The following is a 24,986-nucleotide window of genomic DNA, read 5'->3' as shown; positions in this document are numbered from 1 at the left end:
TAATCTATTATAATAAATTATTACTTTCTAATAACTGATACCAATCATCCTCTTTGCTTCCTACGGTTTCACTAATTCCTCCAAATTGAACAAACTTATTACCTAATTCACAATATCTTTTTCCTACATAATAATATTGTAAGAAATTATTAAAATCACCATATGACTCAATAATAAAATTTTGATTAATTAAATCTCCATACAAACAAGAAACTTCTCCATTAACCTTATTAATAAACAATGGATATCTTTCAATTTTCCCTATACAAATCCACTTATCAGTACCACCTGGCATGTCCTCCGTATAAAATTGAATACTTTCGCGTTTTAGATGACCATATATAGTAATTACTCCACCGTTCAACATTTCATATTTTTTTATAATACAATTATAATCTTTCAAAGGGCCTTCTTCTAATCTTTCATCAATCTTTTTTTCTACCTCTATAATTTCACCAATAAGCAAACAAAATGGATCATTATTTAAAATATCCTTAATTAATTCTATTTTTTCTAATACTGATTTCTCCATTTTCTCCTCCCACTCATTATCTATTTAACTAAGATATAACTATTACTGTCCTCCTTTTAAAGGTTATTATTTTTCACTTCCTCAAACCACTCATCAGCAAAATCATCCGCCGTTTTTATATCATCATTTGTATGGATTAAATCATACTCATATTCAGCTTTAAACTTACCACTCTTAGTATCGTATATTAATTTCATCTCAGTTGGCATATCTTTTTCGTATTCTTTGCATAACATTTCAATTCCTTCAATATCTTCACTTATAATTTGTAGAACCTGAAACATTCGTTCTGGAGATACATCATATCTTTTTTCTCCATTTTTCAATGCATCATTAACCTTGTGACACTCTACATACTTATTGTTAATGAAATAAAAGAAACTACTAGAAATCATATCTTCTTCACATGAAGCATACACATATACTTTATCAGCTCTATTTTCAACATATTCCATACATATAGATACCATATCAGCTTGCAATTCACTAAACCTTTCCTCAAATTCTTTCATATTACTTTTTCACTCCTTAGATTAAAATTCAAATAGCAACGTCTTGATACCCCACTTCAGTTACTTTTTCATTTAGTAAACGTATTCCTAATCCATTCTCTGCATCCCACGTACAATCGAAAGTTATCCCAATATCTCGTTCTTCATGAATATCTCCATATGGGACTACAATTCCAACTAATGTGATCCTCCTAAGTAATTGGTCAATTGTTTCGATATACGGATAATTTTCATTAAATCCAATATCATACCCTAATTGTTGACGCTCTTGCTTGTAATAGTCTAAAATCGCTTGTAAAAAACCTTGCTGCAATTGTTCCCAATTTTGCAATAATGAATTATAAGCAGTATATTGTCCTTCATCAAACTTACCGTCTTCTTCACCTTTCACTATCAATGCTATTTCAACTTCTTTTCCACAAAATTCAACGTTAATGTCCTTAATCCATCCATATGTATACTCAATCTCACCAAAAACTGCATCATTTATAATCATTTTTAACTCTCCCTATTTACTCCCTTGGATTCATATCGATTTCTCTATTCGTATGAAAGTTACCCTCTGATATTAACTGTTTTTTCCAGTCGTTTCTATACTCAGTATAGTACTATCAATTGCTAATTTTTCAATAAGTTTTTTCGCCTTACCGTATGGAAATCTCTCTACTAATATATAAGGAAGATTTTTTGAACCCTTTAGCAAATCAATTGCGGAAATCTCAAGCCCTAATATGTTCTTTATTCTTATTAAATCTTTCAAACCTTCACTAGGAGTTTTCACTAACACTATATTACATATATCAGACGACTTATGTATCGCTTTCTGTTCTATTTCACTTACACAACCACTATTCACCCATTTTTTAAAATCAGCGGTAATTACAGTAGCATGGCTTGGATTCATATCCCCAGAATCAATTACTACCACCTCTTTTTCCTCTGCATGTTGAGCCATTAAAAATACATTACCCCCACCGTCATCACCAATTGAGACATATCCCCTCGCATACTCATCTACTTCCCAAACCTCGTTCCTTTCTGCAATATGCTCCGTACCATAAATAAGTAATCCACTACCGATTGAAAAGCCATTTGTACATCTCAATAATTCTTTATATACATTAGGTAATGTAACATTCATGCGATTTTCTACTGCTTGAATTTCAATATCACTCGCTGCTGACTTTTCTATCAAATCTGGAATATTAGATAGATTAATCATTTAATAATCCCTCCTAAACTATTAAGATATTTAAACGTATCGCCTGCCCTCTCTCTATAATCATTTCGCAATAGAGTTCATTAAATTCATAAAGTATGTCAGTATGTAAGCCTTCATTTTTCATTTGGTAAGTAGACAATAATTTTCCCATTCATGTACTCACCTTTCCATCCACAAGGCCATCCTCCCATTTTATACACCTCAAATACCTTTTCATAAAAATTATCCACTTTTCCATTTACTAAACGATTTAGTGCACACATCTCAAGGTCTCTTTCTACTTCTTCAAGAATGTTTATATGATCAATAGAAATAAATCCATGATTATAATTATAGTTATCAGAAAAAACTTCATATAACATATCTTTTTTTGATTCCATATTAAGGTTATAAGTTCCTTCTAATAATTTTGCACTTTCATCCGATTTCATATCATCCCAAACGATTTGTGTAACATCCAAATCTTGAGACCAAGCCAATTCCTGTGCTTTATCAAAATCATGAATTATTTCAATGTCATGTGAAAATTCATGTAACTTTATATCATTCCTATCAAATAAGCTTCTCTTTTGTATATACTCGATAACTTCCTCAACTAACTTAGTATTTTCACCATACTTCATCCCTGTAGCCACCTTTCGCGTCCCTCGTCTTTCATTCCCTTTCTCCATACCGAATTCACTTATGGATATTCTTTTGAAATTCATTGATTTTTTGTAAGTATCTTTACTCATGCAGAGCTGCCTCGAAACCCCATTGCTCTTGCTTCGAAATAAATTCTAATCAAAAACAACTCTTAATCCTAAGTTTTACGATAAATAAAAAACATCCATCTTGAAAAAAAGATTGAGCAAAATGGAGTCTTCTTCAGCAGATTTTTTGTTTCGGCTTTATAAAAAATCCAAGCATTTTCTGCCTGTATTGCTCCATTCATCGTGCTTGATTATTCTCTTAAAAGTGAAGAGTTTCTATTAAAATTTTTTAATATACTCATACACTTCTTTAGGCTTTATATTAAGCATGTGGGCAATTTCCGTTATTTTCTTTCCTTCTTCCTTCATCTTTTTTACTTTTCTCTCCATTGTTTGCTCATATTCTTCTGCAATATCAAATAATGGACTTAATAAAGAGTGCCATATTTCAAAATCAGTAAATTTATTTCTTTCCAAAAACTCATTTAGCAATATTTCCAATTCTTTAGTTTGTATCATTCTTTTACCTTCTAACACTTGTTTCTCAGTAAGAAAATCACCTATATCTTTCATAAAATTAATAAATGATTCCATGGAATCTGCAAGAAAATCGCCACCACTCCAACTATCCATTCCGTGCATGAGGGAAAATATAGGGTATCCTTCTTCACTTAAGTCAATAATAATTGGATCTCCACACATAGTTTCATATGCAATAACAATCCAATTTGCATCCCAAGTATCTTCCTCATCGGTTACAAGGGAGTTTCCATTGGTGGCAATGCTGTATCCTACTTGAAATTCATCTAATTGCTCAAAAGAACATACATCAAAATTTACATACTCTCTAATTTTTTTATGTTCTAAGTTCATAAGTTCTAAATTTCTCTTTATCTCTACTTTTTGATGATAAGAATTAAATTGTATCATTGTCATTTTTACTCCATCCCCATTATTACATTAGACTTCTAATCTTCATACATTACCGACCCCATATACTTCAGGTTTCTACCATCCAGTTTTGCTTCTTCAACAAGTTCTTCATACTCAAAATCATATAACCTAATGACAGTATTGTATTGTTCTTCTAAATTTTCACCATAAAAGTCTATAAGTTCACTTATAATTGATTCAGAATACGAAGCATTCTGTAGTAATTCAGACAAAGAAGATGTAACATGTTCATTATATGTACATTCTAATAAGTCTTGGTTATACTCAATGAAATCTATTTGAAAATCATTCATAAAACGCGAAGGAATTCTGTTCCCCTCATTATCATATTTTATTTCTACATACTTTCTTAACACCATTTCGCTAGTACTACTTCCAAACCAAAGAGAAACAGCTCCTGGACTTTCCATATTAATCCTCCTTTCCAATTTTTCTATGTTCTAATGGTAATAAATCAGGCATACTGTTTCAGATATAATGTAATCAGCTTCTTAAATTCTTTTTACGCAGCTAAACATTTAACTTTTTAAAACTTTCAGATACTTAGTATTCTTCGGATTCCCAAAACATCTACCCTCTGATTTTTTATTGGCAATACTAAAAAATTCTTTTGCGGTTTCTAAATCACCTAATTCAAAAGAAACTTTTCCTGCAATAAATTCCTTATCACCAGAATCTATACGTGCAAATCCAGTTAAAAATATTTTATCTGCCCACTCCTTTGCTTTTTTTAAATCATTTACCATAAAACAAGTGGAAATAATATCCTTAACTAAATGGTAACTCTCTTCACAATAAATACCTTTAGGGTCAGGAATTATATCCCATGCCTCTTCTAATAACACAATAGAGTCATTATAGTTACCATTATTGAATTCTTCATTGCTTTTTTCCAAAAGACTTTCGAATTCTTCTTTTATATGCGATTGTAAAATAGCCATATTTACCCTCCTCAAATCATATCCTTAATCAATTCAAAATACTTATCATCCTCATTAAAAAAGAGTTTATAGCCTTCTAAAATATATGCTCTTAGCAAATACTCTCTAGCTTTATCAAGCTCCCCGCACTCGAATAAACTCTCTCCAAGTCTCAGTAAAATAAATGGATTTGAAATACCCTCCGGACAGTTTCGTGCATTATATAAATTACTTTTCGCTTTCTCATACTCACGATTTAAAAAATAAGTATCTCCTAATGCTGTATAAATCCATGTACTTGTTTCCCAATCGGTCTTCGGCAACGGAACCAAATCCAGAGCAGCAATATAGCTCTCTATTGCTTTATCATCTTTTCCTTTTTCAACAAAAGCATCTCCTTCGTTACATAATCTCACAATTCGGTCATACACTTGATCGTTAAGTTCCAATATAAATCCTCCCAATAATTATTTATTTGGTGGCAAGTAATTTTCATCGATTGTTAATATTCGAACATTTTTATTGTACCTTTTTAAATAAGTAAGTTTTTGATCCATCTACTATCCATCTCCCATTTTTCATTGTTTATTAAAGTCGTTAATCTGTTTTTGTATCTTTCTTTCAAGTTCTTTTTCTTTAACCAGCATTTATTTGAGCTAACCGATCCTGCTTTATTTAGATTTTTATACGTTCCTATGTCACCTTCTCTTGGTAACAGTTTTTTGAAGCTACTTCTTTTACAATATTACCTGTTCCCTTAACAACACACCTTTCCAAGTTTGAGGTTCTACTCTGCATACTGAATACCCTCCTTACAGGCCACAAGAACTTCTTTTTACACTTTCATTAATTCATACTTCTACCCCTTTAATGAAAGAAGGTTTATTATCGAAATATTTCGCTAGTTTATTTTTAATTATATAATACTACCAATATATGTTAGCCTTAATTCTTAAAAATAATTAAATTTATAACATGCCTATGTATAAAAAAAGCACTTGTTGCCTCAAATAGACAATCAAGTGCTTTAAGTTTCATCTGTTTTTAAGCAGCATAAATTTGTAAGTTTTGTAGTAACAGTATGACACCTTTTATCTGTGGTAACAACTACTACTTTAAAACTTACGAGTTTGTACGAGTTCGTTAGTTTAATATGCATTCCATGGTTTATATTCATCGCCCAGTAAAATGTCATCTCGCCTAAGCTCGTAATTCTTTTTCTATTCTATCATTGCACATAATACTCCATGACGGTACAACCATCATGAAGTACGTATTTTCTAACAGCCTATGCTTTTTTTCACTGCAAATATACTTTATTTTTTATTCATATATACTTATGCGTATTTAAATTTAGCACCGCGAACTTTATCATATTCGTACATAAAATATAATTTAGTATAGTAAGCTTTATAAAATCACTATAACTAAACTCATTTATTTACTGTAATGAGTTTTTAATATTTATTTATATTGTAGAAATATCAATTATATTTCCTGGTGACTCATTAATAAGAATATCTGAAATACTTGGGTTCCTTTTTTTCAACTTGAATATTTGAATTTTTGTTAATTCAGGGCTAAATGATATATTTTGTGTTTTAAACTCCAAATTCATAATTTTATTTTGAAGTTCTAATATAAAAACCTTCCATTCTTGTAATGGAGAATTCAAAACTTCCTCTGGACTTTCTAATAATCGATATCCGTCTGCATAATGAAACATTAGTAATCCCGTCCCTAAGTCACAATCTTTGTTTTCAAGAATTGCATTTGGTATATCAAATCCACTATTCCAATTATAATTTGCTGCAAAACAATGAAGGAGTATTGGATTATCTATATTCTTTATTCGGCTAATTGTATCCTCTTTATTTGTATTATAAAGTAATTCTTCAAGCAAACTAATATCTTTACTTTCCATTACACCTTACCACCTTACTGATATTTACTTATTTTGTATTTCCAATTGTTTTGCTTTCTTTCCCAGAGTTCTACTGTTGCACCTTGGCTTGGGTACAATGGTAAACCATTCCCCTGTAATTTTCTTAAATTTTTTTGCAAATCATATACCTGCTTTTGTAAACTATCAATACTTTGGTTAATATCCATTTTATTTAATGCTCTTGCAACTACTTCATTGTAAACAGAATGATATCCTCTGTGTCTAGCCATTGTACTTATATTATCATCTGGTACTCTTAGAAAAATACCGTTTGATGAGTCATCAAAGTTCATACCTATCTTTTTAATTATGGGGTTATCTGCCATTCCAGAAGGAATAATATGCTGTGCTTGATATCCACTCCATTTAGTTGAACGTCTAAGCCCCATTTCTGTCATCATATTTTTTCCTAATTTAGTAGAATTTCCTCCTGTTACAATACCCGGAGTACCAGGAATAATCCTACTACCTTCACCCGTACCCTTAACCCCACCACTCTCCAAATTCGAGATCCTATTCTAAATACTCGCCTTTGAGGCATCATGGGCTTCTTGGAATTTTCCGCTATAGTTCGTTCCAGATCTAACGACACTTCCCTCTGGCAGTATTTCTACACCTTTAAAGATTTGGGATACGGAGTCCGCACCTTTTGCTAATGTATTTTCAATTATATAATATTCCCGACTTAATCTATCTAATAATCCTTAAAAATAATCTATATTGATTTTCACTAATTTAGTAATCTCTAATATCTCTACGAAAAAAGCACTCGCTACCAATCATAGGTTTTCGAGTGCTCAAATGTATATACTTCCCATCATATTTAAATCATTTTTAAGATTTGTTCCTTCACATTTTCGTCAAACTTGGCTCCTTCTACCTGTGCTCCCTTCCAAACTACATTGTCTAGTTTGGCACCGGTAAAATTCGCATCCGTGAAATTCCCATTTAAAAGATTCGCTCCTGTTAAATCCGCGTTTGTAAAATCTGTATTTCTAGCATCTACTTCTGATAAATTAGCATCTTCTAAATATGCTTTTTCAAAGTTACCTTCTGTAAGATTCGCGTTGCTGAAATCCGTTCCCGTACAGTCGGCCTGTTTTGCATCTATTTTATATAAATTTGCTCGTCGAAAAGTAGCATGATTTAATATCGTTCCAACTAATTCTCCATATGAAAAATCAACTTCATCAAAACATGTTTCAAAACAACTACTTATATTTACCTTTGCATATTTCATATTGGCTTTAGAGAAATTAGCTTCACCAAATCTACAATCTGCAATATGTATTTCCTCTAAATTACAGCTCCTGAAATCAGCAAACTCAAAATCACAATCAAAAAAAGATGCTCTCATTAGTGAAGAAGCTCTTAAATGGACTTGTTTTGCCATTACCCTCTGCCATCACCTCTGAAAAATCTGAAAAAGTAAGATCTAAATTGCTCATATCTAGCCCATCTATAACCTCATCATTGTATTGAGATCTATTTAATATTTCCATGACTCTTATTCTATCATTACCATTCTCATTCATTATTACGATCTCCTTTCATTTAGCTTTTCAGATAGTCCTTCCAAGCAATATTTGGAGAATAAGTTACACCCATTTGATCTTCATCAAAACTTGGTATAGCCATTACTTGTGCTGGTTCCAAATACTTCATTACTTGTAGCCAATTATCAAGTAATGTATCACTATCACTCCCTAATGGATTATTTAAAATATCAATACAAAGGCCACCCCAATCTAGCTCAGATACCACAGCTGGACTATTTTGTAATAATTCCTTATCAAACATTTCTAAAATATAACCACTAAAGTATGTTCTAGCCCCTACCCCTAAGGGACCGTTAGGAAGAAACCTAACTGGTATTGGTTGGGAAGATATTTCCATCCACATTTGTAATCGTTCACGTTCGGTATTCCACGGATATGATAAAGGCCAAAAAATTTGAGTTACTCCATAACTTGGTTTCGCAATTTCTGCAATTTGGTCAGATAACTCAAAAAAAGCAGGCCATAATTTTTTAGGTATCGATTTATGAAACTCAAACTTCAAAAATGAGCGATGACTCCAGTTAACTTCAAAACTCCCACTATAGTTCACCGATTTATCACGATAAAGGTAAACTTCTGATACTTTATGCTCTGAAACTACTTTTTCCAGGATTTCCTGACGATTATATTCTACCCGTACGGTTTCACTGTTACCCCAATGAGTAGGAGCAAATTTTTCATTTGACTCAAACACATCCAAAAGACGACCTAATACTTCTTCTTCGTTAAAAGATACTGTAGGATACATTGTAATTGAGAAAAAATCAGGTTTCATGTATATCCTCCTTAATACTAAAAAATATAGTCACATAATAATTTTTATTCATAGTTTTTTCCACCTACCTCCACCAGGTAAACGTGTATTGTTCTCCCATTTATGAGTCACTTTACCGCTATTTGGATCAGTGTAGTAAATCTCACTCTTTTCTCCTAAAGGCCCACTTGGTCTTGGATGAGGAGGAATCCCATTCAAATCGGGTTTATCACTTGATATTGTCACAATATGACTTCCATTTTTATCTTCGAGCATTTCCCTTTCAGCTCGCATTTGACTGTCATTATGAATAACGTGTTCTTTGTCACTTATTTTGTGTTTGTGATCATGAACTAAATCGATTTCATCCTTAGCATTACGACCTATAGCGTAAGATGCCCTTCACTGGATGTATACGTAACAACCTTACCAAGGTTATTGTTCTCTAGCTTACGGTCAAGATGTTCTCCTAAAGCTTTTCTTCCTTTTATTTCTTCTTCCCTACCACACTCTGTGATTTTTTTTAGATTCTCATTCCTAACATCCCATTTTTCACGATCTAAAGGTGGGATCGTTTCTTTACAATGACGTTCATATCTAATATCATTTGCTACTTTATACTCTCCCTGAGCCTCAGCTTCATCTATTTTCTTTCGATAGTATTTTTCTCGTTCTGGAGTTAGTTTAACTTTTTTGGGTTTTGCATTACTACCTTTACCCGTACCCTTAACCCCACCACTCTCCAAATTCGAGATCCTACTCTGAATACTCGCCTTTGAGGCATCATGGGCTTCTTTTACGCTTTCACTGAAGTTCATTCCACCGTATCTACGTACGCTTCCATCAAGTAATACTTCTTCACCTCTAATGAAGGCGGTTGTTTCGTCCACACCTTTTACTAATGTATTTTCAATTATATAATACTAGTAATTTGTGTTAGCCCTAATTTATAGCATGCTTACCTATTAAAAAAGCACTTGTTGCCCTTCGTAGACAATCAAGTGCTTTAATTTCATATGTTTTATAAGTAACATTAATCCGTCACTATTATTTTTTCAATAGTCCAATCTTTATCACCAAGATCTTTGTCGTTATCGTGGACAAATACTATGATAAAAACACCTTTACCTAGTTACGCTTCAAAGCCAATTACAATCCACTCATCTACATAACTCCAAAAACTGATTTTATATTTGGGCTTTAATTTTGCAGACCAAAAGGTAGCAGTGTTATCAATACAATTATTGTAATCTATAGCTACGTAACTCCCCATACCATTAGTGAAAAAGCCAAACGATGAATCTAGGTTGATTTTTATAGGCTCTTCTAAATCATCAATAATACTCCATTCAATACCCTCGTCCCCAAGATATGTTACTGATTCAAGTGGAACTAAGCCCATTGATTCACTCGCATAGTAATAAAATCCATCATGAACATTTTTATAAAAACTTCGAATTGAAGCAGGTATTTTATCCCATGCATCCTCTAATTCTATATTTTTTTGTCCCTTTTGAGGATTACACCCTTCGTAATATAATATGTCTCCTTTGGAATTTCTTATTGTGTATAAAATCGAATAAGCCCCTTCTACATCCATAATTTCAACATTTGTTAGATGTTTATTTAGATAAGAGATCGTATTCCGTAATTCAGTCCCTACATTTCTCCCCCATATGTTCAGAAGTAAATCAATTCGCCCTTTAATATCGTCATTATAAAACAGTTCTCTCCATTCAATTGGTATCTCATTATCACCCAGTCTACTAATTTCATCGATTGTTAATATTCGAACATTTTTATTGTACCTTTTTAAATAAGTAAGTTTTTGACCCATCTACTATCCATCTCCCATTTTTCATTGTTTATTAAAGTCGTTAATCTGTTTTTGTATCTTTCTTTCAAGTTCTTTTTCTTTAACTAGCATTTATTTGAGCTAACCGATCCTGCTTTATTTAGATTTTTATACGTTCCTATGTCACCTTCTCTTGGTAACAGTTTTTTGAAGCTACTTCTTTTACAATATTACCTGTTCCCTTAACAACACACCTTTCCAAGTTCGAGGTTCTACTCTGCATACTGAATACCCTCCTTACAGGCCACAAGAACTTCTTTTTACACTTTCATTAATTCATACTTCTACCCCTTTAATGAAGAGTTATTATCACAATATTTCGCTAGTTTATTTTTAATTATATAATACTACCAATATATGTTAGACTTAATTCATAAAAATAATTAAATTTATAACATGCCTATGTATAAAAAAGCACTTGTTGCCTTTCGTAGACAATCAAGTGCTTTAATTTCATATGTTTTTTTAATAGCTTAAATTTTGTAGGTCTTAGCTTGATCTTAATCACATCTTTCTATAAAATACTGCAGTCCAATTGTAGCTAACACTCGGTCTACACTTCATATCAAACCTTTTTTCATATAAATGTTCTTAGTATATTATTTTTGTAACTTTAAATTAGAAATTAACTCATCTAGACTATCCGAAAGCGCTTCAAACGAACCTCGTTCAAAATCCTCCAATTCAACCTTACCACTTACATTATCTAACACAACTATCAAACCGTTCCCTTCTACACCTATTGGAGTCTTATCAACCTTATTATGATTGTTTTTATACCCTTCTAAATTACTTTCGAAGGAATCCAATTCAATATTTGGTAATACAGGTTCTAACCTAATATAATGATTTTCAACAAATCCATCTAAATCAGCAAACCAATAAGAATTAAAATAATCATCAATTGAAGTGTGCAATTTAATTTCAAATTTTTCCTCAATCGTCGTTAAATCATTCTTATTATTTTTTTCAATAGGTTTCCATGAAATTTCTTCTTCATCATCCATTTCACCTATATATATAAATGAACCCACTTCTTCGTTATATGGCGTTTTAAATAAAAAATCTAACCCTTTATCAAAATATTCTTTTCTTAAATTAAAATATTTGCTCATACCATCCTTCATTCCCAAAATAATCACCCTTACTTTTCTAATAGTTCAGCATATTTTGGTTATTCCCCCAAATTCCTGCGCTTTTTTCAGCATTATGAATCCCTCCTAAACCTGGATGTAGCTTTGAGGGTACATCAACAGTTTGACCTCCACCACCAATGTGATGATGTAATAAAGTGTCATTATATAATTCTTTTAAATCATATTGGTAGAAATGTTTTCTAAACCTAAAAATCTCTTTAAGTTTATAGACTTTGTATCAAAATTTTAAGACCCTTTTATTCAAAACCGATAACAATCCATTCATCTACAAAATTCCAAAAGTCAACATTATATTTAGGTTGGCTCTTAGCTGACCAAAAAGTAGCATTGTTATTCTTACAATTTTCATAATCTATAGCTATGTAGCTCCCCATGCCATTACTAAAGAATCCAAAAGATGTTTTTAAATTAATCCTTATAGGTTCTTCCAATTCATCTATAATCCCCCACTCTAAGTCATCATCCCCAAAGTAAGTTATAGTTTCTAATGGCATCAATCCCATTGATTCATTTGTGTAATCATAAAATCCATTATGAACATTTTCGTAAAAGTCCCTAATAGATTCAGGAATTTCTCTCCATGAAGATTCTAATTCCTCATTATTAAAACTATCTTTAGGATTTCTTCCTTCATAATATAAATCTTCTCCACCTTGATTTTTTATTGTATACAAGATTGAATAGGTGTCCTCACTTACCATCAGTTCAATATCCTCAAGGTATTCTGATAAGTAAGCAATAGTATTAGATAAATTATTATCTACATATTTTTTCCATCTACTCAAAATTTTCTTGATTCTCTTTTCTCTATCCTGTTCACTAAATACTTCCACCCATAAATCAGGAATTAAAGGTGAATTTATATTCTTAAATTCATTTGCATTAATCAATTGAATATCTTCATTATACTCTCTTAATATATCTAACTTAGAACTCATTTTTTCCCATCCTTTTTAATATTATTTTATATTATTCTTTGTTAAAATCATTAATTTGTTTTTGCAATATTCTTTCAATCTGTTTTTCTCTTGTAATCATCTTGCTCCTAAAATCAGGACTAACTTCTATTTCATCTGGTGTTCCCTTTTTATAATGTGTCTTAATTCGTTCATTAATTTGTCCAGGTGTTAACTTACCAAATTTATCATGCAGTTTATCCAAGCGATTTGCATATTTTCCTCTTTGAAGCTTTTCACCTTCACTCGTACCCTTAACCCCACCACTCTCCAAATTCGAGATCCTACTCTGAATACTCGCCTTTGAGGCATCATGGGCTTCTTGGAATTTCCCGCTATAATTCGTTCCAGATCTAACGACACTTCCATCTGGCAGTATTTCTACACCTTTAAAGATTGGGAATACGGAGTCCGCACCTTTTGCTAGTTTAATTTCAATTATATAATACTAGTAATTTCTGTTAACCTTAATTCATAAAAATAATTTTTAAACATTTATAACATGCCTATCTAATAAAAAAGCGCTTGTTGTCTTTCGTAGACAATCAAGCGCTTTAAGTTCATTTGTTTTTAAGTAGCGTAAATTTCTAAGTTTTGTAGTAACAGTATGACACCTTGTGTACATCATGACAAATACTATCTTAAAACTTACGAGTTTGTACAAGTTTGTACGAGTTCGTTAGTTTCATATACATTCCATGTGTTTATATTTATCGCCCGGTAAAATGTCATCTCGCCTAAGCTCGTACTTTATTTTCTATTCTATCATTGCACATAACACTCTATGATGGTACAACCATCATGAGGTCTTTACTTTTTAACAGCCTATTCTTTTTCGTTCTCATGCCTTACCTGACTGTGTATACAATTTTAGTACCACATGCTTTATCACTCTAGTATATAACCTATAAGTCCTGTAATAAATACTTAGGCAGTTACTATAGCTAATTGTATTGGTTTCCTTCACTAAATCACAAACTATTCATCCCATTCCTCATATACAACTGACCCCATATAAATTAAATTTCCACTTTTAAATTTAACTTCATCTATATCTCCATCGTACTCAAAATCATATAATCTAATAACAGAATCATAGGTTTCTGGCAATTCTTCCCCATAATGTTCCACAAATTGTGATAAAATTTCCGCTTCGTAAGAGGAACCACTTAAAAGGGTAGTCAACGATGTAGTGGAGCCCTCTATCAAGGTACTCTCTAATAAATCTTGGTTATAATCAATAAAATCAATATTAAAGTCTCTCATGAATTTAGATTGAATTCTGTCCCCAACTTCATCAAACTTAATTTCAACATATTCTTTTAGACTTTGCTTAGTTCTAAAATTACCTATCCATAAAGACATTACGCCCGGATTTTCCATAATGAATCCCCCTATATATAAATTATAGTAACATCACTTATCTTAAGCCTTCAGGTAATGAATTTATTCCACCTTTCAATCTAAAATGTGCCCAATTTTTTAATCTTCTTTTAAATGTACTATAATCTAAAGAACTATCAATAATTTTTAACAACTCATTATGTGTTGTAGTAGAACCTATATCACCATGTTTACCTATTGGATTAACAAATTGTCCCACTCAAATATTAGCTTATTAAATTTAAACTAAAGTAAAAAAACCTTGAAAGGCAATCTGAAGTGACCCCCGAAAACGGGACACCAATCAAAACACCTAAACCACTTGTTCCCTAAATTCTTTAGGGGATAGGTGGTTTAATTTTTCTTGAATTCGCACACAATTGTAGTAATGAATGTATTCTAGCACAATCTTTCGCACAGTTGTGTTGGATACTTTTGTTATCTTTTGTGAATAGAAAGCTTCACTTTTTAAATGACCAAAGAAGCTTTCCATGACGGCATTATCATGGCAATTTCCTCTCCGGGACATGCTGGTGATAATGCCGTTTTCTTTGGCATACGCTTGAAATTCTTTTGCTGTATAAATACTTCCTTGATCTGAGTGAAGAAGGACATCTTTTACTTTTCGCCCTCTCATTGCTTGTTTTAATATCTTCATCGCTAATGTCAGTGTTTGTGATTCGCTGATGACACAACTAATAATTTCACCATTAAAGGCATCCATAATCGTTGATAAATACAAAGTACGCTCTCCAAATAAGAGATACGTCACATCCGTAAACCATTTTTCATTTGGTCTGGATGCATCGAATTGGCGCTCCAATCGATGAGGGGCTACCATTGGCTCCGCACCATTGATATATTTCTTTTTCTTTCGACGTACTTTTGAAAGAATGTGATTTTGTCTCATGATTCGTAATACTTTTTTATGATTGACACACAGTCCCATTTTTCGAAGAGTAGCGGTCACTCTTCGATATCCATACCGGAATTTATGCCTAAGACAAACGTCCTTTATTTTCTCTTCTATACCATCTTTCAAATCTTCCGTTCGTTGTAACCAACGATAAAATGTGGAACGGGGTAATTCTAATACGTTACACAATTCTTTTACCGTTATTTTTGTTTTTACATTTTCCCATAAAGTAACTACAGTTTCTGGTTTCAGCCCCTTTCGATTTCCAGATACTTTCCCCATACAAGTAATTTTGTTTTTAGATGTTTATTTTCTAAACGTAGCTGTTCTAATTCACTGAGCTCTTTTGGTCCTTTTCCATAAGAATATTGTTTTCCTACAGGTTGTTGAAAACGATACGTTTGATTTGTACGATACCATTTCATCCATGTCTTAATTTGGGAAACATTTTTAATTCCGAGTTTCTCCATAATTGTACGATTTGAATAGCCGTCTTTCTTCATTTCAATCACTTTCCACTTTGTTTCTTCTGGGTAATGAACTCTTGTCTTCAAACGAAAAACACCTCCATTGAATTTGCATACTTAGTATGCGAATTCAGGAGGTGTTTTTTTCATGTACCACTATTCGGGTTCACTTCAATCAGCCACTCAAGGTTTTTAATACGCTTAATTTAACTCATATACTTTCATAAAGTTAAAAAATTACCATCTATCATCTACAGTAATTGTATATTGTGCCACACCGATAAACTTCAAATCACTATTTCTAAATTTACCTTTTGTTTTTTGAGCATCATATTCCAAATTGTAAATTAGAATAGCAGCATTAAATTCTTCACTATATCTTATAGTATCAAACTGTTCTAAAAATTGATCGGAGTAAGAAAATCCATCTAATAAATCCTTCACACTGTTTGTCGATTTACTAATCCATTTCTTTTCAATTAAATCGCGATCATAATAATCTAAGTTAAAGTCTTTTTCGAAAGTTGAAGAAATACTGTCTCCATCTTCTGTATACTCAATATTTGTATAATTCATTAACTCTTCCTCATTCTCAAAATTCCCAATCCATATTGATACATGGTCATTCATAATTTTACTACCTCCTTAATTCAATTGGTAATCCCATCTTTCCGCTTTCCAATCTATCTTCTGCCCAATTATTTAATCTTTTTACAAAGGTTTCATAATCTTTTGATGTATCTATAATTCTTAGAATTTGATTATGAGCTACTGTAGAACCTTCGCCACCATGAACACCAGGTGGATTAACAAATTTTACATATTTTGTTAAAGTTCTCATTTCTTTTATATCATTCATTGATATTCCCCACTCTTTAAACTTTGGAGTTCTTGCCACCAAATGCCACTCATGATATCCTCCCGGTCTTCGAATTCTATCTTCAATCCTTTTTCTTAACTTAGGGTCCTCCCACATTTTATTAAACTCTTTTGAAGATAACTCGTCAAACCATTTATTGAACTCTCCATTCCTAATAGAAGGAATATTTATTTTCCCTATAGCTTCACCCGTACCCTTAGTACCACCACTTCCCCGTATCTCCGCAAGCGAAGCTCTAACACTATCAATCTCATCTTGTATCTTCTGATTACTATCAATGCAGTGCCCATGTACCCAGCCTTCTACGTTAGTTCCAACACGTTCGAGAGTTCCGTTATCATTTGTTCTGTAAACAGGAACTTTGACACTTGCTAAGACAAAATTAAAAGGAATGAATCCTACACAATACAAGATTCATTCCTCACTAGATGCTTATAATATTTGTCTAACTTTTTGGGTTCACTTCACAATCAAGTGTTTTTTTAAACTTTAAGTGCAGTTTAACAAAAAAATATTAAGAAACCTATATCAATTTATTACAAATAGCAATGCTCTATATGTCTAATATATGCAAACTAGCTTAATTATTCTTTATAAACAAACCAAGAGCTAAATATTATAAAAAATCCCCAAATTTATTACTTACTTAAAATATATTTATAAAATCTTCTCTTTTTGTTGGAATTTCAGTATTTGTACTCGAGTAATTATTAATAACTGTTTCCATTTCTTTGATTTCCTCTACAGTAATAAAGCTGGTTTCCACTGCACTATTTAAGAAAATTGTAATACTATCGGTAGTAATACTTTCTAATGACTGTGGTAAATATTTTACTTTTTCATTTTTATAGGCTTCCCAAGAAGTATAAGCGACAGCATCAACTAATAGTGACCAGATCCTAGAAATATTCAAATCTTCTTCTTCCTCTGCAAATTCTGAAATTCCTGTAAAGTCTGCGTTATCAATAAGCTCATATAATTCATCCCCAGTAACAGCATGAGATTCAATCCATAACCAACATTTGTCCAAGGCTTCCCTTCCATCCGGATATCTTTCATCATCCTTGCTGATTATAGAAAATACTCTTTCAGCAACTGCTAAAACAAAGCCTACTTTAACTTCTTTTTGTAAATTCTCGATTAATATATTACCCATGATTTCCTCCTTAAATTATTCAATGATCTTTCCATCTTTTAAAACAAAAGATAACAATCCATTAGTTTTAACACTGCCATCAATCTCCGATGTTACTTCTATTGTTAAGTTAGGATATTTTTTGCTAGCTTGATAAAATATACCACTCTTTTCAATAGGATGTGGTTTCAGCAATCCTTTGCTACACTTATTACATACACCTCTTGGGTTAGATTGATGAATTCTAAGTGTACCCGTTACTTCCGTTGGTTCGATTCCTGCTTTTTTTATAGCATAATCAAACTCATTTAAAACTCCTTCTTCAGCATGTCTTGTAAACTGTGCTAACTTAGGATTTTTTAAATGGTCATATGGAGCCCTAATCTCCCTATTTGGTAAGATTGTATCCAATGAAGGCAGTCCAGCTTCTTTTCTAACTTCTGGAGACCCTCCTTCAAAAGCCAAATCCCTAAGGCCTTTTACATCTGTTTTACCAACTGCTATTGTATTAGTCTCTGGAACATTCCACTTTTTCCGTAAAGCATCCAAATCTTCTTTACCTAATTGGATTTTACTATTACCCGTACCCTTAACCCCACCACTCTCCAAATTCGAGATCCTACTCTGAATACTCGCCTTTGAGGCATCATGGGCTTCTTGGAATTTCCTGCTATAGTTCGTTCCAGTTCTAACGACACTTCCATCTGGCAGTATTTCTACACCTTTAACGAATGGGGTTACGGAGTCCACACCTTTTGCTAATGTATTTTCAATTATATAATACTAGTAATTTTTGTTAACCTTAATTCATAAAAATAATTTTTAAACATTTATAACATGCCTATCTAATAAAAAAGCGCTTGTTGTCTTTCGTAGACAATCAAGCGCTTTAAGTTCATTTGTTTTTAAGCAGCATAAATTTATAAGTTTTGTAGTAACAATATGACACTTTTTATACTTCATAACAAATACTATGTTAAAACTTACGAGTTTGTACGAGTTCGTTAGTTTCATATACATTCCATGTGTTTATATTTATCGCCCGATAAAATGTCATCTCGCCTAAGCTCGTACTTTATTTTCTATTCTATCATTGCACATAATACTCTATGATGGTACAACCATCATGAGTCATTATTTTCAAGCTTCTCATTGTTTTTCTGTATCACTCAAAAATCTTTTTGGAGTTCCTTTATCTAGTTTTAATCATGTGATTTGTCTAGATAGATGTATTAGTGAAGCATACCCATAAATTCAGCAAATGTATCTGCAACATGATGACTTACTGGTTCAAGTTCAGCAGAATTCTCATGATCCCACACACAAACTTTCGGGTTACTTCTTGATTCTCTAAAATCTAAACATAAAAAATCACCGGCAAATAATACAGCAATTGGTAATAAAGCTACTCCCAGTAAATCTCCATCATCTGTAAGTCTCTCATCTAGCTGGGTCCATGTTACATCAATATCAAACATACCTATTTCAATATTTTCTGGGGCTTCAAGAATACATAAAAACCTAATAACTGCATAGCTATGGTTATTACACACAAAAGATTTCTTTTCTGGGGAACCACCATTATTAACTTTTATGAAATTCTTATAATCTACCGGTAGTTGAACTCTCCAAAATTCTTCTTTCTTTAATATTAAACTATCAGACGGTAACGGATAAATTATAGATTCTTTTTTAATTTCCATTCAAAACACTCCTTTTTTATTATCTTGGCGCATCTGCCCACATTCCTTTAGTCCTTCCACCATTATGAACAGTAATACCATGGATTCCGTAAGGAACTAGTTGCATTTTCCCTGGTACTTCAGTATGATGCCACGTATAAGAACCATTTTCCACCATAGCCCTTATATCCTCTGGAAGCCTGTTATTCAACCAGTCAAATTGCTCCACATCTCTTTTTAACCATAAATCTTTTGGAAGTTCATCTTTATGTACTACTAGACCCAGTCCTTCAAAATCAGCAAATCCATAGCGCATACCTTCTACTTTTTTCACTTCAACTTTCGGGATAAGACCTAATTCTTCAGCTCTTTGTTTTATCATTTTCCTTTTATTACTTGTTAATTTGTTCCCACCTTTAATATTATTGGCCCAAGACCAGTTTTTAATATCTATTGCCTCAATATAATGTCGAGCATAATCATCTAATACATCATCAAAATTCTTAGTTCCGTTAATAAAATCAGCTATATTATTTAAATTAACTTCACTTGCTGTCTTACTTCTATCCCCCGTACCCTTAACCCCACCACTCTCCAAATTCGAAATCCTACTCTGAATACTCGCCTTTGAGGCATCATGGGCTTCTTGGAATTTCCCGCTATAGTTCGTTCCAGATCTAACGACACTTCCATCTGGCATTATTTCTACACCTTTAGCGAATGGGGTTACGGAGTCCACACCTTTTGCTAATGTATTTTCAATTATATAATACTAGTAATTTGTGTTAGCTTTAATTTATAGCATGCCTACCTATTAAAAAAGCACTTGATTGTTGCCTTTAGTCGACAATCAAGTGCTTTAAATTCAAGTGTTTTCTAAGTTTATAAGTCGTTAATCACTTTAGGTTTATACGTACAATCATTTGATAATTACAGTATAGTACCCTATATGTCTTGACAAATTTCATTAATCCAATTTAAACGCAACAATTTTTCCTTCTGGATAATCACCATTCCAACCGCAAGGAAACGCACCGAGTTGATATATCTCAAACAATTCTTCAAAAAAGGAACTACTCTTTCCGTTTATCGCTCTATTGATGGCACAATTAGTAAGGTCAGCTACAACATCGTTATAAAATATACTATATTTAAATGGGCTTTTTCTCACATTATCAGCAATAATTTCTAATAATTCTTCCAATCCTTTAGGCTTTTCATTTTCTGACATTGCGTAATAAATACCCCAAACTTCACTCATTTCCAATTCTCTGATATCTTTCCAATTATACTCATCCTCGCCAAAAGTTTCATCATAAGCTAAATGCTCTGCCTTTTTTATATCATTAATAATAACAATCTCATTAGAAATATTATTAGTAAGTTCGCTCTGGAATTTTTTCGAGAACTGAATTACCTCTTCAACTAAATTATTAAATACACCATAGTTCATTACTTATTATACCACCTTTCCCAAAGGTCAACTGTTGCCCCTCCTCCTCTTTTCCATACAGGGGTCGCAACCTCTTTGTCCATTCTTTCTATTTTGTATTGTTCCAATCCAATTTCTTTAATCCTTTTAAGTTCTTTTTCAAGATAATTACCCTTCATGTATAGTGGTAATCCCTTTTCTTGAAGTAGTCTTAACTTTTGTTGCAATTCAAAAACTTGTTTTTCTATTATAGATATATCTTGCCTAATATCTATTTCATCCAATTTTCCCCTCACAAAATTACTATAAACTGCGTGATATCCTTTATGTCTAGAAGTTACACTAACATCAGCATCTGGAACTCGAAGAAAAAATCCATTTGAGGCATCGTCCATGTCCATACCTATTTTTTGTAATACAGGATGACGTCTAAATTCCTTAGGAATAATATGTTGCGCTTCATAAGGAGTTCGTTTTGTAGTTTTAGGCAAACCCATTTCTTCAAACATATTTTTCCCCAGTTTTGTAGAACTTCCTCCTGTCACCTTTCCGGGAGTACCGGGAATAAGCCTAGTACCTTCACCCGTACCCTTACTAGCAAGAGAAGCCTCTACACCCTTAATCTTATCATCTATAATCTTATTACTTTCTGTATGATGCTTATTCACCCAGCTTTGGAAATCTGTACCACCTTGTTTAGATAATAGTAAGCCATTTCCGTCAACTTCAAAACTTGCCGATTTGGCTGTCCTATCATCTATGCTTTTGGCTATTTTTTCGCCAAGTTGATACATCTTTTCATTTCCGGATTTCTCCATTTTAAGGCTTACTAGTTTCAAACGGTCAAGCATAATAGCTTTATTATCACGCAATGATTGTACCACATTTCCACCCAAATTTGGATTAAAACCAGGCATTCCTTCTTTGAATTTTAATAATTTCGCTAAATCAGCTAATTCACTCGTGTCTTTGAATGCTTTTACTCCTTTTCCTACTGCTCCAACAACTGGGATTGCGTCTAATCCGCCAAAAATGATGTTTCCTACCCGCTCTTCTTGGCTCAATTTCCGGTGTGTTCCCCAGTCTTCTCCGTCGATACCACTTTTGATTTGTACAGCGCCGTATACAACTGCCGCAGCGGTTCCGAGTGGTGGGCAAAGGATTGTTGTGATGATGATTCCTACGCCTATTCCTATGTCTCGCACCATTTCTAGTTTTTTCTGTTCATCTTCTATCGATTTATATTCAAATCCTCGTGTGGATGGGACTACTTTCTTGTATTCTTCATAATTTAATTTTGCATCTGGGTTTTGTTTTTTTAGTTCTTTGTATTCCTCTCTCAGTACGTTATCAAATGCAGGTGAATCTCTAAAAATATCTTCTACTGTTATTTTATCTTTTTTTGTTTTTATTGTTTGTGGTACACTTCCGTACCCTGCGTGCGCATCTGGTAATACTGTCGTTGTTGTGGAGCCAATTCGGTTATCTGTTTCGAAACTGAGAATAGATGTATCTCTCATTTTTTGAGCGAATTTATCCATTTCTACTAAAAAAGGTTTATCTATATGTTCAGAGACCAATCGCCCTACTTCTCCGCAATATCTTTGTAATGTCGAATAGCTATCAAGTAATTCCCCGATTTTTTGCGATTGATCTTTTGGGTTAAAATGTATACTGCCATCTGAGTCTAAATCTCGTATTCTTCCATCAATTTTTTTCAATAATTCATTTGCGCGCTGTAATTTTATGAGTGCATCTTTTGTAATTCGATTCATACCATCCCCCATGTTTTGCCATGGTTCAGGTCTATATTTCACATCCATTTCGTTTTCATCCCCCCAGCCGTATGGTGATTTCTACAACTTACTTAATATTTCACGTAATTGTTCGTCCTTTTCAAGCATTTCTACACATGCGACCCTTACAAGTCTCGCCGACCTAGAATAGTGTTCAGCAAATTCAAGTGTTTTGTGTAATATATCAGGATATTTTTCAATTACTCTCATCGCTTCACCTTTTTGATAAAAATCACTGCTTAATAAACTCTCAATATTCGTTCCAATGACGTCTACATGGATTTTATATATATCTTCTAATTTCATTACTATATCAAGTAGTTCTTGAAAATTAACTAATACTTCTTCTCCACCACCAGAACCACCATCTCCCATTGATACTTGCATTATTCAATACCTCCTAACGAAAATTGTCTCGGGTCAATTAATTTTTTATACGGCATTTTTAACACGTCATACAATTTCTTATTTACCGCATAGAGACTCACCCAGTCATACCGATTACGTTCTACATCAATTTGAACGAAATCTTCTCCTTCAGTGAAATATAAGAAACATTCCCATTTTCCTCCTCTGTTACTCCGAGGCCTCGTATATGTTTCTATCGCTATAACATCTTTATTTGATAAATCTTTTTCCTCAAATGTTTGTTGTTCTTCTTCTGTCATTCTCTTTGAGAAAAATGTATCTTCTATGTCCCTCGGTTCTCTCAATAAGAAAGGGATGCGTGTTAATAAGGAAAAATATACGTCTGGCTTTGGTATGTAGTCGATCTCGTATTTTTTATTTGGCTCTATTTCCGTTAATACAGCCACTCGGTCTTTATCCTCTTTCAAAAAGCCAATTAATACATTATTCATTCTCGTGTATTCATGACAATTTTCATATTCTTTTAATAGCTCAATCATTTGAAAAGCGGCAGGGGTAATTCCGTTTTCATTTGTAAGTAAGCCTTTTTCTTTTAAACTCGTAGTTGCTTTCGTGACACATTCTTCATCAAGTAAAATAATTGCGTCACGGTTTGGCAATCCAAATATATCGGTAACCCCAGCTGCACCTGCGAGAACATATAATTCAGCAGGTGCAAAAATCATTTCTTTCCCCATTCTTTTATTCCTCATTTCTCCATCACAATTTTTTTATCGCCCTTACTTCCGGTATATCGCCATACGTTTGAATACTTTTCTCTAACTCTTTCAAAGCTTTCGTATGTCCTTCAAATGCCTCTACCATTTCTGAGTTGTATTGAATGATTAAATCAAGATAACTTAAAAAGGCATCTCTCGTTTTTCCATTCCACTTCGCACATGTAACGTATGCTTTTAAGTTTTTCGCTTGATTTAAAGAATCTTTCATGCCGTTCTCTATGTTTTGTGCGTAAGAAATGGCACTTGCAGTGTTACTTCCTATAATTTCAACCTCTTTACCACTCATATTAGTTCCCTCCATTCTTTGTATACTTAATGGATAAGTTTTTCAATTTCCTTTTTCTTTTCTTCAAAAGCTCTGGTCGCTGCAGCGTATGCTGACGCTTTCTCCGCTTCTGCTTTCGCTTTATATTCCAAATACTTTGCATAAGCTGTACCTATCGCAGATCCAACATTGCTTAATTCACTTTTAAAATAGGATAGTACTGTATTTAAGTCTTCATCCTTTTCATGACGTTTTTGTTCAAATTCCACTGCTGGAATTTTATTTGCTTCTAAGCCATTACTTTTACTCTCATAATCTCTCTTCGCTGATTCAGCCTCTTGAATGTATTGCTTTAACTCTCTTTCTTGATCTTTTAAATAATCATGTAATGTATCATACTGATCTCGTTTCCTCGCGCTTTCTGTAAAACCCGATGCATTTAAAAAAGCATTATACAATTCATCTAACATCTTTCTCCCCCTTTATTACAATAACTATGTAGTTAAATTCGTATATTTGAACATGAATATTCATTACATTGAGAATTTATAAATAATTATTTTTGCATATTGCTATTTTATCAAAGGGGTTTTAACATTTCCATATTTTATAAAAAGGTTTCGCATTTTTCTTCAATTAAATAACAATGAATATTTATTATCTAAAAATTGTAGTTTCATATAGATTATTGAAATTTTATCCACATTAAGGAAATGAATAACAAATAACCATCATTTACATGTTATAATTGCGATGTATACATTTAATTGTATTAAATGTATATGTGTAATACGTATGTTTAATAAAGTTAAATTAAACTGGGG

General features: G+C 32.6%; 31 protein-coding genes and 4 pseudogenes. All 35 read right to left on the bottom strand.

Annotated features, from left to right (window positions below; translation table 11 throughout):
• Positions 1-7 precede the first annotated feature (7 nt).
• Positions 8-532, bottom strand: a complete 525-nt coding sequence (locus QCI47_RS11610; protein ID WP_262718356.1) for a hypothetical protein — start codon at positions 530-532, stop codon at positions 8-10.
• A gap of 56 nt (positions 533-588) precedes the next feature.
• Positions 589-1,044, bottom strand: a complete 456-nt coding sequence (locus tag QCI47_RS11605) for an immunity protein YezG family protein (RefSeq protein WP_262718357.1) — start codon at positions 1,042-1,044, stop codon at positions 589-591.
• A 28-nt stretch (positions 1,045-1,072) separates the two neighbouring features.
• Positions 1,073-1,540, bottom strand: coding sequence for a DUF2004 domain-containing protein (locus QCI47_RS11600; protein ID WP_270727381.1), 468 nt, complete (start codon positions 1,538-1,540; stop codon positions 1,073-1,075).
• A gap of 72 nt (positions 1,541-1,612) precedes the next feature.
• The gene (locus QCI47_RS11595; RefSeq protein ID WP_070171159.1) at positions 1,613-2,266 is read right to left on the bottom strand and encodes an SMI1/KNR4 family protein; all 654 of its coding nucleotides are present in this window, start codon (positions 2,264-2,266) and stop codon (positions 1,613-1,615) included.
• A 113-nt stretch (positions 2,267-2,379) separates the two neighbouring features.
• Positions 2,380-3,000 carry a cytoplasmic protein gene (locus QCI47_RS11590; RefSeq protein ID WP_316250988.1) on the bottom strand — a complete coding sequence of 207 codons (621 nt, stop codon included), beginning with the start codon at positions 2,998-3,000 and terminating at the stop codon, positions 2,380-2,382.
• 237 nt (positions 3,001-3,237) lie between these two features.
• A complete protein-coding gene (locus QCI47_RS11585; protein ID WP_270727388.1) occupies positions 3,238-3,894 on the bottom strand; it encodes an SMI1/KNR4 family protein in 657 nt (218 codons plus the stop codon).
• A 32-nt stretch (positions 3,895-3,926) separates the two neighbouring features.
• On the bottom strand, positions 3,927-4,322 hold the full coding sequence (locus QCI47_RS11580) for an immunity 22 family protein (RefSeq protein ID WP_001989107.1): 396 nt from the start codon (positions 4,320-4,322) through the stop codon (positions 3,927-3,929).
• Between the two features lie 108 nt (positions 4,323-4,430).
• Positions 4,431-4,853, bottom strand: a complete 423-nt coding sequence (locus QCI47_RS11575) for a hypothetical protein (RefSeq protein ID WP_000996343.1) — start codon at positions 4,851-4,853, stop codon at positions 4,431-4,433.
• A gap of 11 nt (positions 4,854-4,864) precedes the next feature.
• On the bottom strand, positions 4,865-5,281 hold the full coding sequence (locus QCI47_RS11570; RefSeq protein ID WP_128975173.1) for a tetratricopeptide repeat protein: 417 nt from the start codon (positions 5,279-5,281) through the stop codon (positions 4,865-4,867).
• Between the two features lie 1,019 nt (positions 5,282-6,300).
• A complete protein-coding gene (locus QCI47_RS11565) occupies positions 6,301-6,756 on the bottom strand; it encodes a DUF4274 domain-containing protein (RefSeq protein WP_240814059.1) in 456 nt (151 codons plus the stop codon).
• A gap of 14 nt (positions 6,757-6,770) precedes the next feature.
• A pseudogene (locus QCI47_RS11560) lies at positions 6,771-7,448 on the bottom strand (AHH domain-containing protein).
• A 152-nt stretch (positions 7,449-7,600) separates the two neighbouring features.
• Positions 7,601-8,312 (bottom strand): annotated as a pseudogene (locus QCI47_RS11555) (pentapeptide repeat-containing protein).
• Positions 8,313-8,331: 19 nt separating this feature from the next.
• Positions 8,332-9,111 (bottom strand): hypothetical protein, encoded by a 780-nt coding sequence (locus tag QCI47_RS11550; RefSeq protein ID WP_250670703.1) that lies wholly within the window; start codon positions 9,109-9,111, stop codon positions 8,332-8,334.
• A gap of 48 nt (positions 9,112-9,159) precedes the next feature.
• Positions 9,160-9,980, bottom strand: a pseudogene (locus QCI47_RS11545) (ADP-ribosyltransferase).
• A 242-nt stretch (positions 9,981-10,222) separates the two neighbouring features.
• Complete coding sequence (locus QCI47_RS11540) at positions 10,223-10,927, bottom strand: hypothetical protein (RefSeq protein WP_061182336.1); 705 nt, start codon at positions 10,925-10,927, stop codon at positions 10,223-10,225.
• A 617-nt stretch (positions 10,928-11,544) separates the two neighbouring features.
• Positions 11,545-12,060 (bottom strand): SecY-interacting protein Syd, encoded by a 516-nt coding sequence (locus QCI47_RS11535; protein WP_174888012.1) that lies wholly within the window; start codon positions 12,058-12,060, stop codon positions 11,545-11,547.
• Between the two features lie 37 nt (positions 12,061-12,097).
• Complete coding sequence (locus QCI47_RS11530; protein ID WP_353812007.1) at positions 12,098-12,295, bottom strand: hypothetical protein; 198 nt, start codon at positions 12,293-12,295, stop codon at positions 12,098-12,100.
• A 43-nt stretch (positions 12,296-12,338) separates the two neighbouring features.
• Complete coding sequence (locus tag QCI47_RS11525; protein ID WP_353811791.1) at positions 12,339-13,040, bottom strand: SMI1/KNR4 family protein; 702 nt, start codon at positions 13,038-13,040, stop codon at positions 12,339-12,341.
• Positions 13,041-13,301: 261 nt separating this feature from the next.
• Positions 13,302-13,491, bottom strand: a pseudogene (locus QCI47_RS11515) (HNH endonuclease); the annotation flags it as partial.
• A gap of 545 nt (positions 13,492-14,036) precedes the next feature.
• Positions 14,037-14,441, bottom strand: a complete 405-nt coding sequence (locus tag QCI47_RS11510; RefSeq protein WP_000431156.1) for an immunity 22 family protein — start codon at positions 14,439-14,441, stop codon at positions 14,037-14,039.
• Positions 14,442-14,478: 37 nt separating this feature from the next.
• Positions 14,479-14,661: a hypothetical protein gene (locus QCI47_RS11505; protein WP_014481648.1), complete on the bottom strand. Its 183-nt coding sequence runs from the start codon at positions 14,659-14,661 to the stop codon at positions 14,479-14,481.
• A 93-nt stretch (positions 14,662-14,754) separates the two neighbouring features.
• Positions 14,755-15,911, bottom strand: a protein-coding gene (locus tag QCI47_RS11500; protein ID WP_140385531.1) for an IS3 family transposase whose coding sequence is annotated in 2 segments (ribosomal slippage) — positions 14,755-15,659 and positions 15,659-15,911 — 1,158 coding nt in all. Because the reading frame shifts where the segments join, the coding sequence is not laid out codon by codon here.
• A gap of 150 nt (positions 15,912-16,061) precedes the next feature.
• A complete protein-coding gene (locus QCI47_RS11495) occupies positions 16,062-16,454 on the bottom strand; it encodes an immunity 22 family protein (protein WP_073530252.1) in 393 nt (130 codons plus the stop codon).
• 7 nt (positions 16,455-16,461) lie between these two features.
• Complete coding sequence (locus QCI47_RS11490) at positions 16,462-17,115, bottom strand: hypothetical protein (protein ID WP_240814055.1); 654 nt, start codon at positions 17,113-17,115, stop codon at positions 16,462-16,464.
• Between the two features lie 235 nt (positions 17,116-17,350).
• Positions 17,351-17,860, bottom strand: a complete 510-nt coding sequence (locus tag QCI47_RS11485) for an Imm6 family immunity protein (protein WP_076874018.1) — start codon at positions 17,858-17,860, stop codon at positions 17,351-17,353.
• A 15-nt stretch (positions 17,861-17,875) separates the two neighbouring features.
• The gene (locus QCI47_RS11480; RefSeq protein ID WP_353811789.1) at positions 17,876-18,589 is read right to left on the bottom strand and encodes a hypothetical protein; all 714 of its coding nucleotides are present in this window, start codon (positions 18,587-18,589) and stop codon (positions 17,876-17,878) included.
• 72 nt (positions 18,590-18,661) lie between these two features.
• Positions 18,662-18,853, bottom strand: a complete 192-nt coding sequence (locus QCI47_RS11475; RefSeq protein ID WP_071743237.1) for a hypothetical protein — start codon at positions 18,851-18,853, stop codon at positions 18,662-18,664.
• Positions 18,854-19,071: 218 nt separating this feature from the next.
• Positions 19,072-19,542, bottom strand: a complete 471-nt coding sequence (locus tag QCI47_RS11470; RefSeq protein WP_000403325.1) for an SMI1/KNR4 family protein — start codon at positions 19,540-19,542, stop codon at positions 19,072-19,074.
• A gap of 19 nt (positions 19,543-19,561) precedes the next feature.
• A complete protein-coding gene (locus tag QCI47_RS11465) occupies positions 19,562-20,287 on the bottom strand; it encodes an HNH endonuclease (RefSeq protein ID WP_270727496.1) in 726 nt (241 codons plus the stop codon).
• Positions 20,288-20,488: 201 nt separating this feature from the next.
• Entirely contained in the window at positions 20,489-20,974 is a 486-nt protein-coding gene (locus tag QCI47_RS11460) for a hypothetical protein (RefSeq protein WP_270727413.1), read from the bottom strand.
• Positions 20,974-22,776 carry an AHH domain-containing protein gene (locus tag QCI47_RS11455; protein WP_270727416.1) on the bottom strand — a complete coding sequence of 601 codons (1,803 nt, stop codon included), beginning with the start codon at positions 22,774-22,776 and terminating at the stop codon, positions 20,974-20,976. Before QCI47_RS11455 ends, QCI47_RS11460 begins: the two co-directional genes overlap by 1 nt.
• 33 nt (positions 22,777-22,809) lie before the next feature.
• A complete protein-coding gene (locus tag QCI47_RS11450) occupies positions 22,810-23,136 on the bottom strand; it encodes a hypothetical protein (protein ID WP_001198193.1) in 327 nt (108 codons plus the stop codon).
• Positions 23,136-23,855: a DUF5081 family protein gene (locus tag QCI47_RS11445; protein ID WP_270727419.1), complete on the bottom strand. Its 720-nt coding sequence runs from the start codon at positions 23,853-23,855 to the stop codon at positions 23,136-23,138. The genes QCI47_RS11450 and QCI47_RS11445 overlap by 1 nt, the downstream gene beginning before the upstream one ends.
• A 22-nt stretch (positions 23,856-23,877) precedes the next feature.
• Positions 23,878-24,183: a WXG100 family type VII secretion target gene (locus tag QCI47_RS11440; RefSeq protein ID WP_016134989.1), complete on the bottom strand. Its 306-nt coding sequence runs from the start codon at positions 24,181-24,183 to the stop codon at positions 23,878-23,880.
• 26 nt (positions 24,184-24,209) lie between these two features.
• On the bottom strand, positions 24,210-24,632 hold the full coding sequence (locus QCI47_RS11435; RefSeq protein ID WP_000883453.1) for a hypothetical protein: 423 nt from the start codon (positions 24,630-24,632) through the stop codon (positions 24,210-24,212).
• Positions 24,633-24,986 lie beyond the last annotated feature (354 nt).

The organism is Bacillus cereus group sp. RP29, assembly GCF_040459765.1.
Taxonomy (GTDB): domain Bacteria; phylum Bacillota; class Bacilli; order Bacillales; family Bacillaceae_G; genus Bacillus_A; species Bacillus_A paranthracis.
This window is presented reverse-complemented; position numbering and strand designations above follow the sequence as displayed.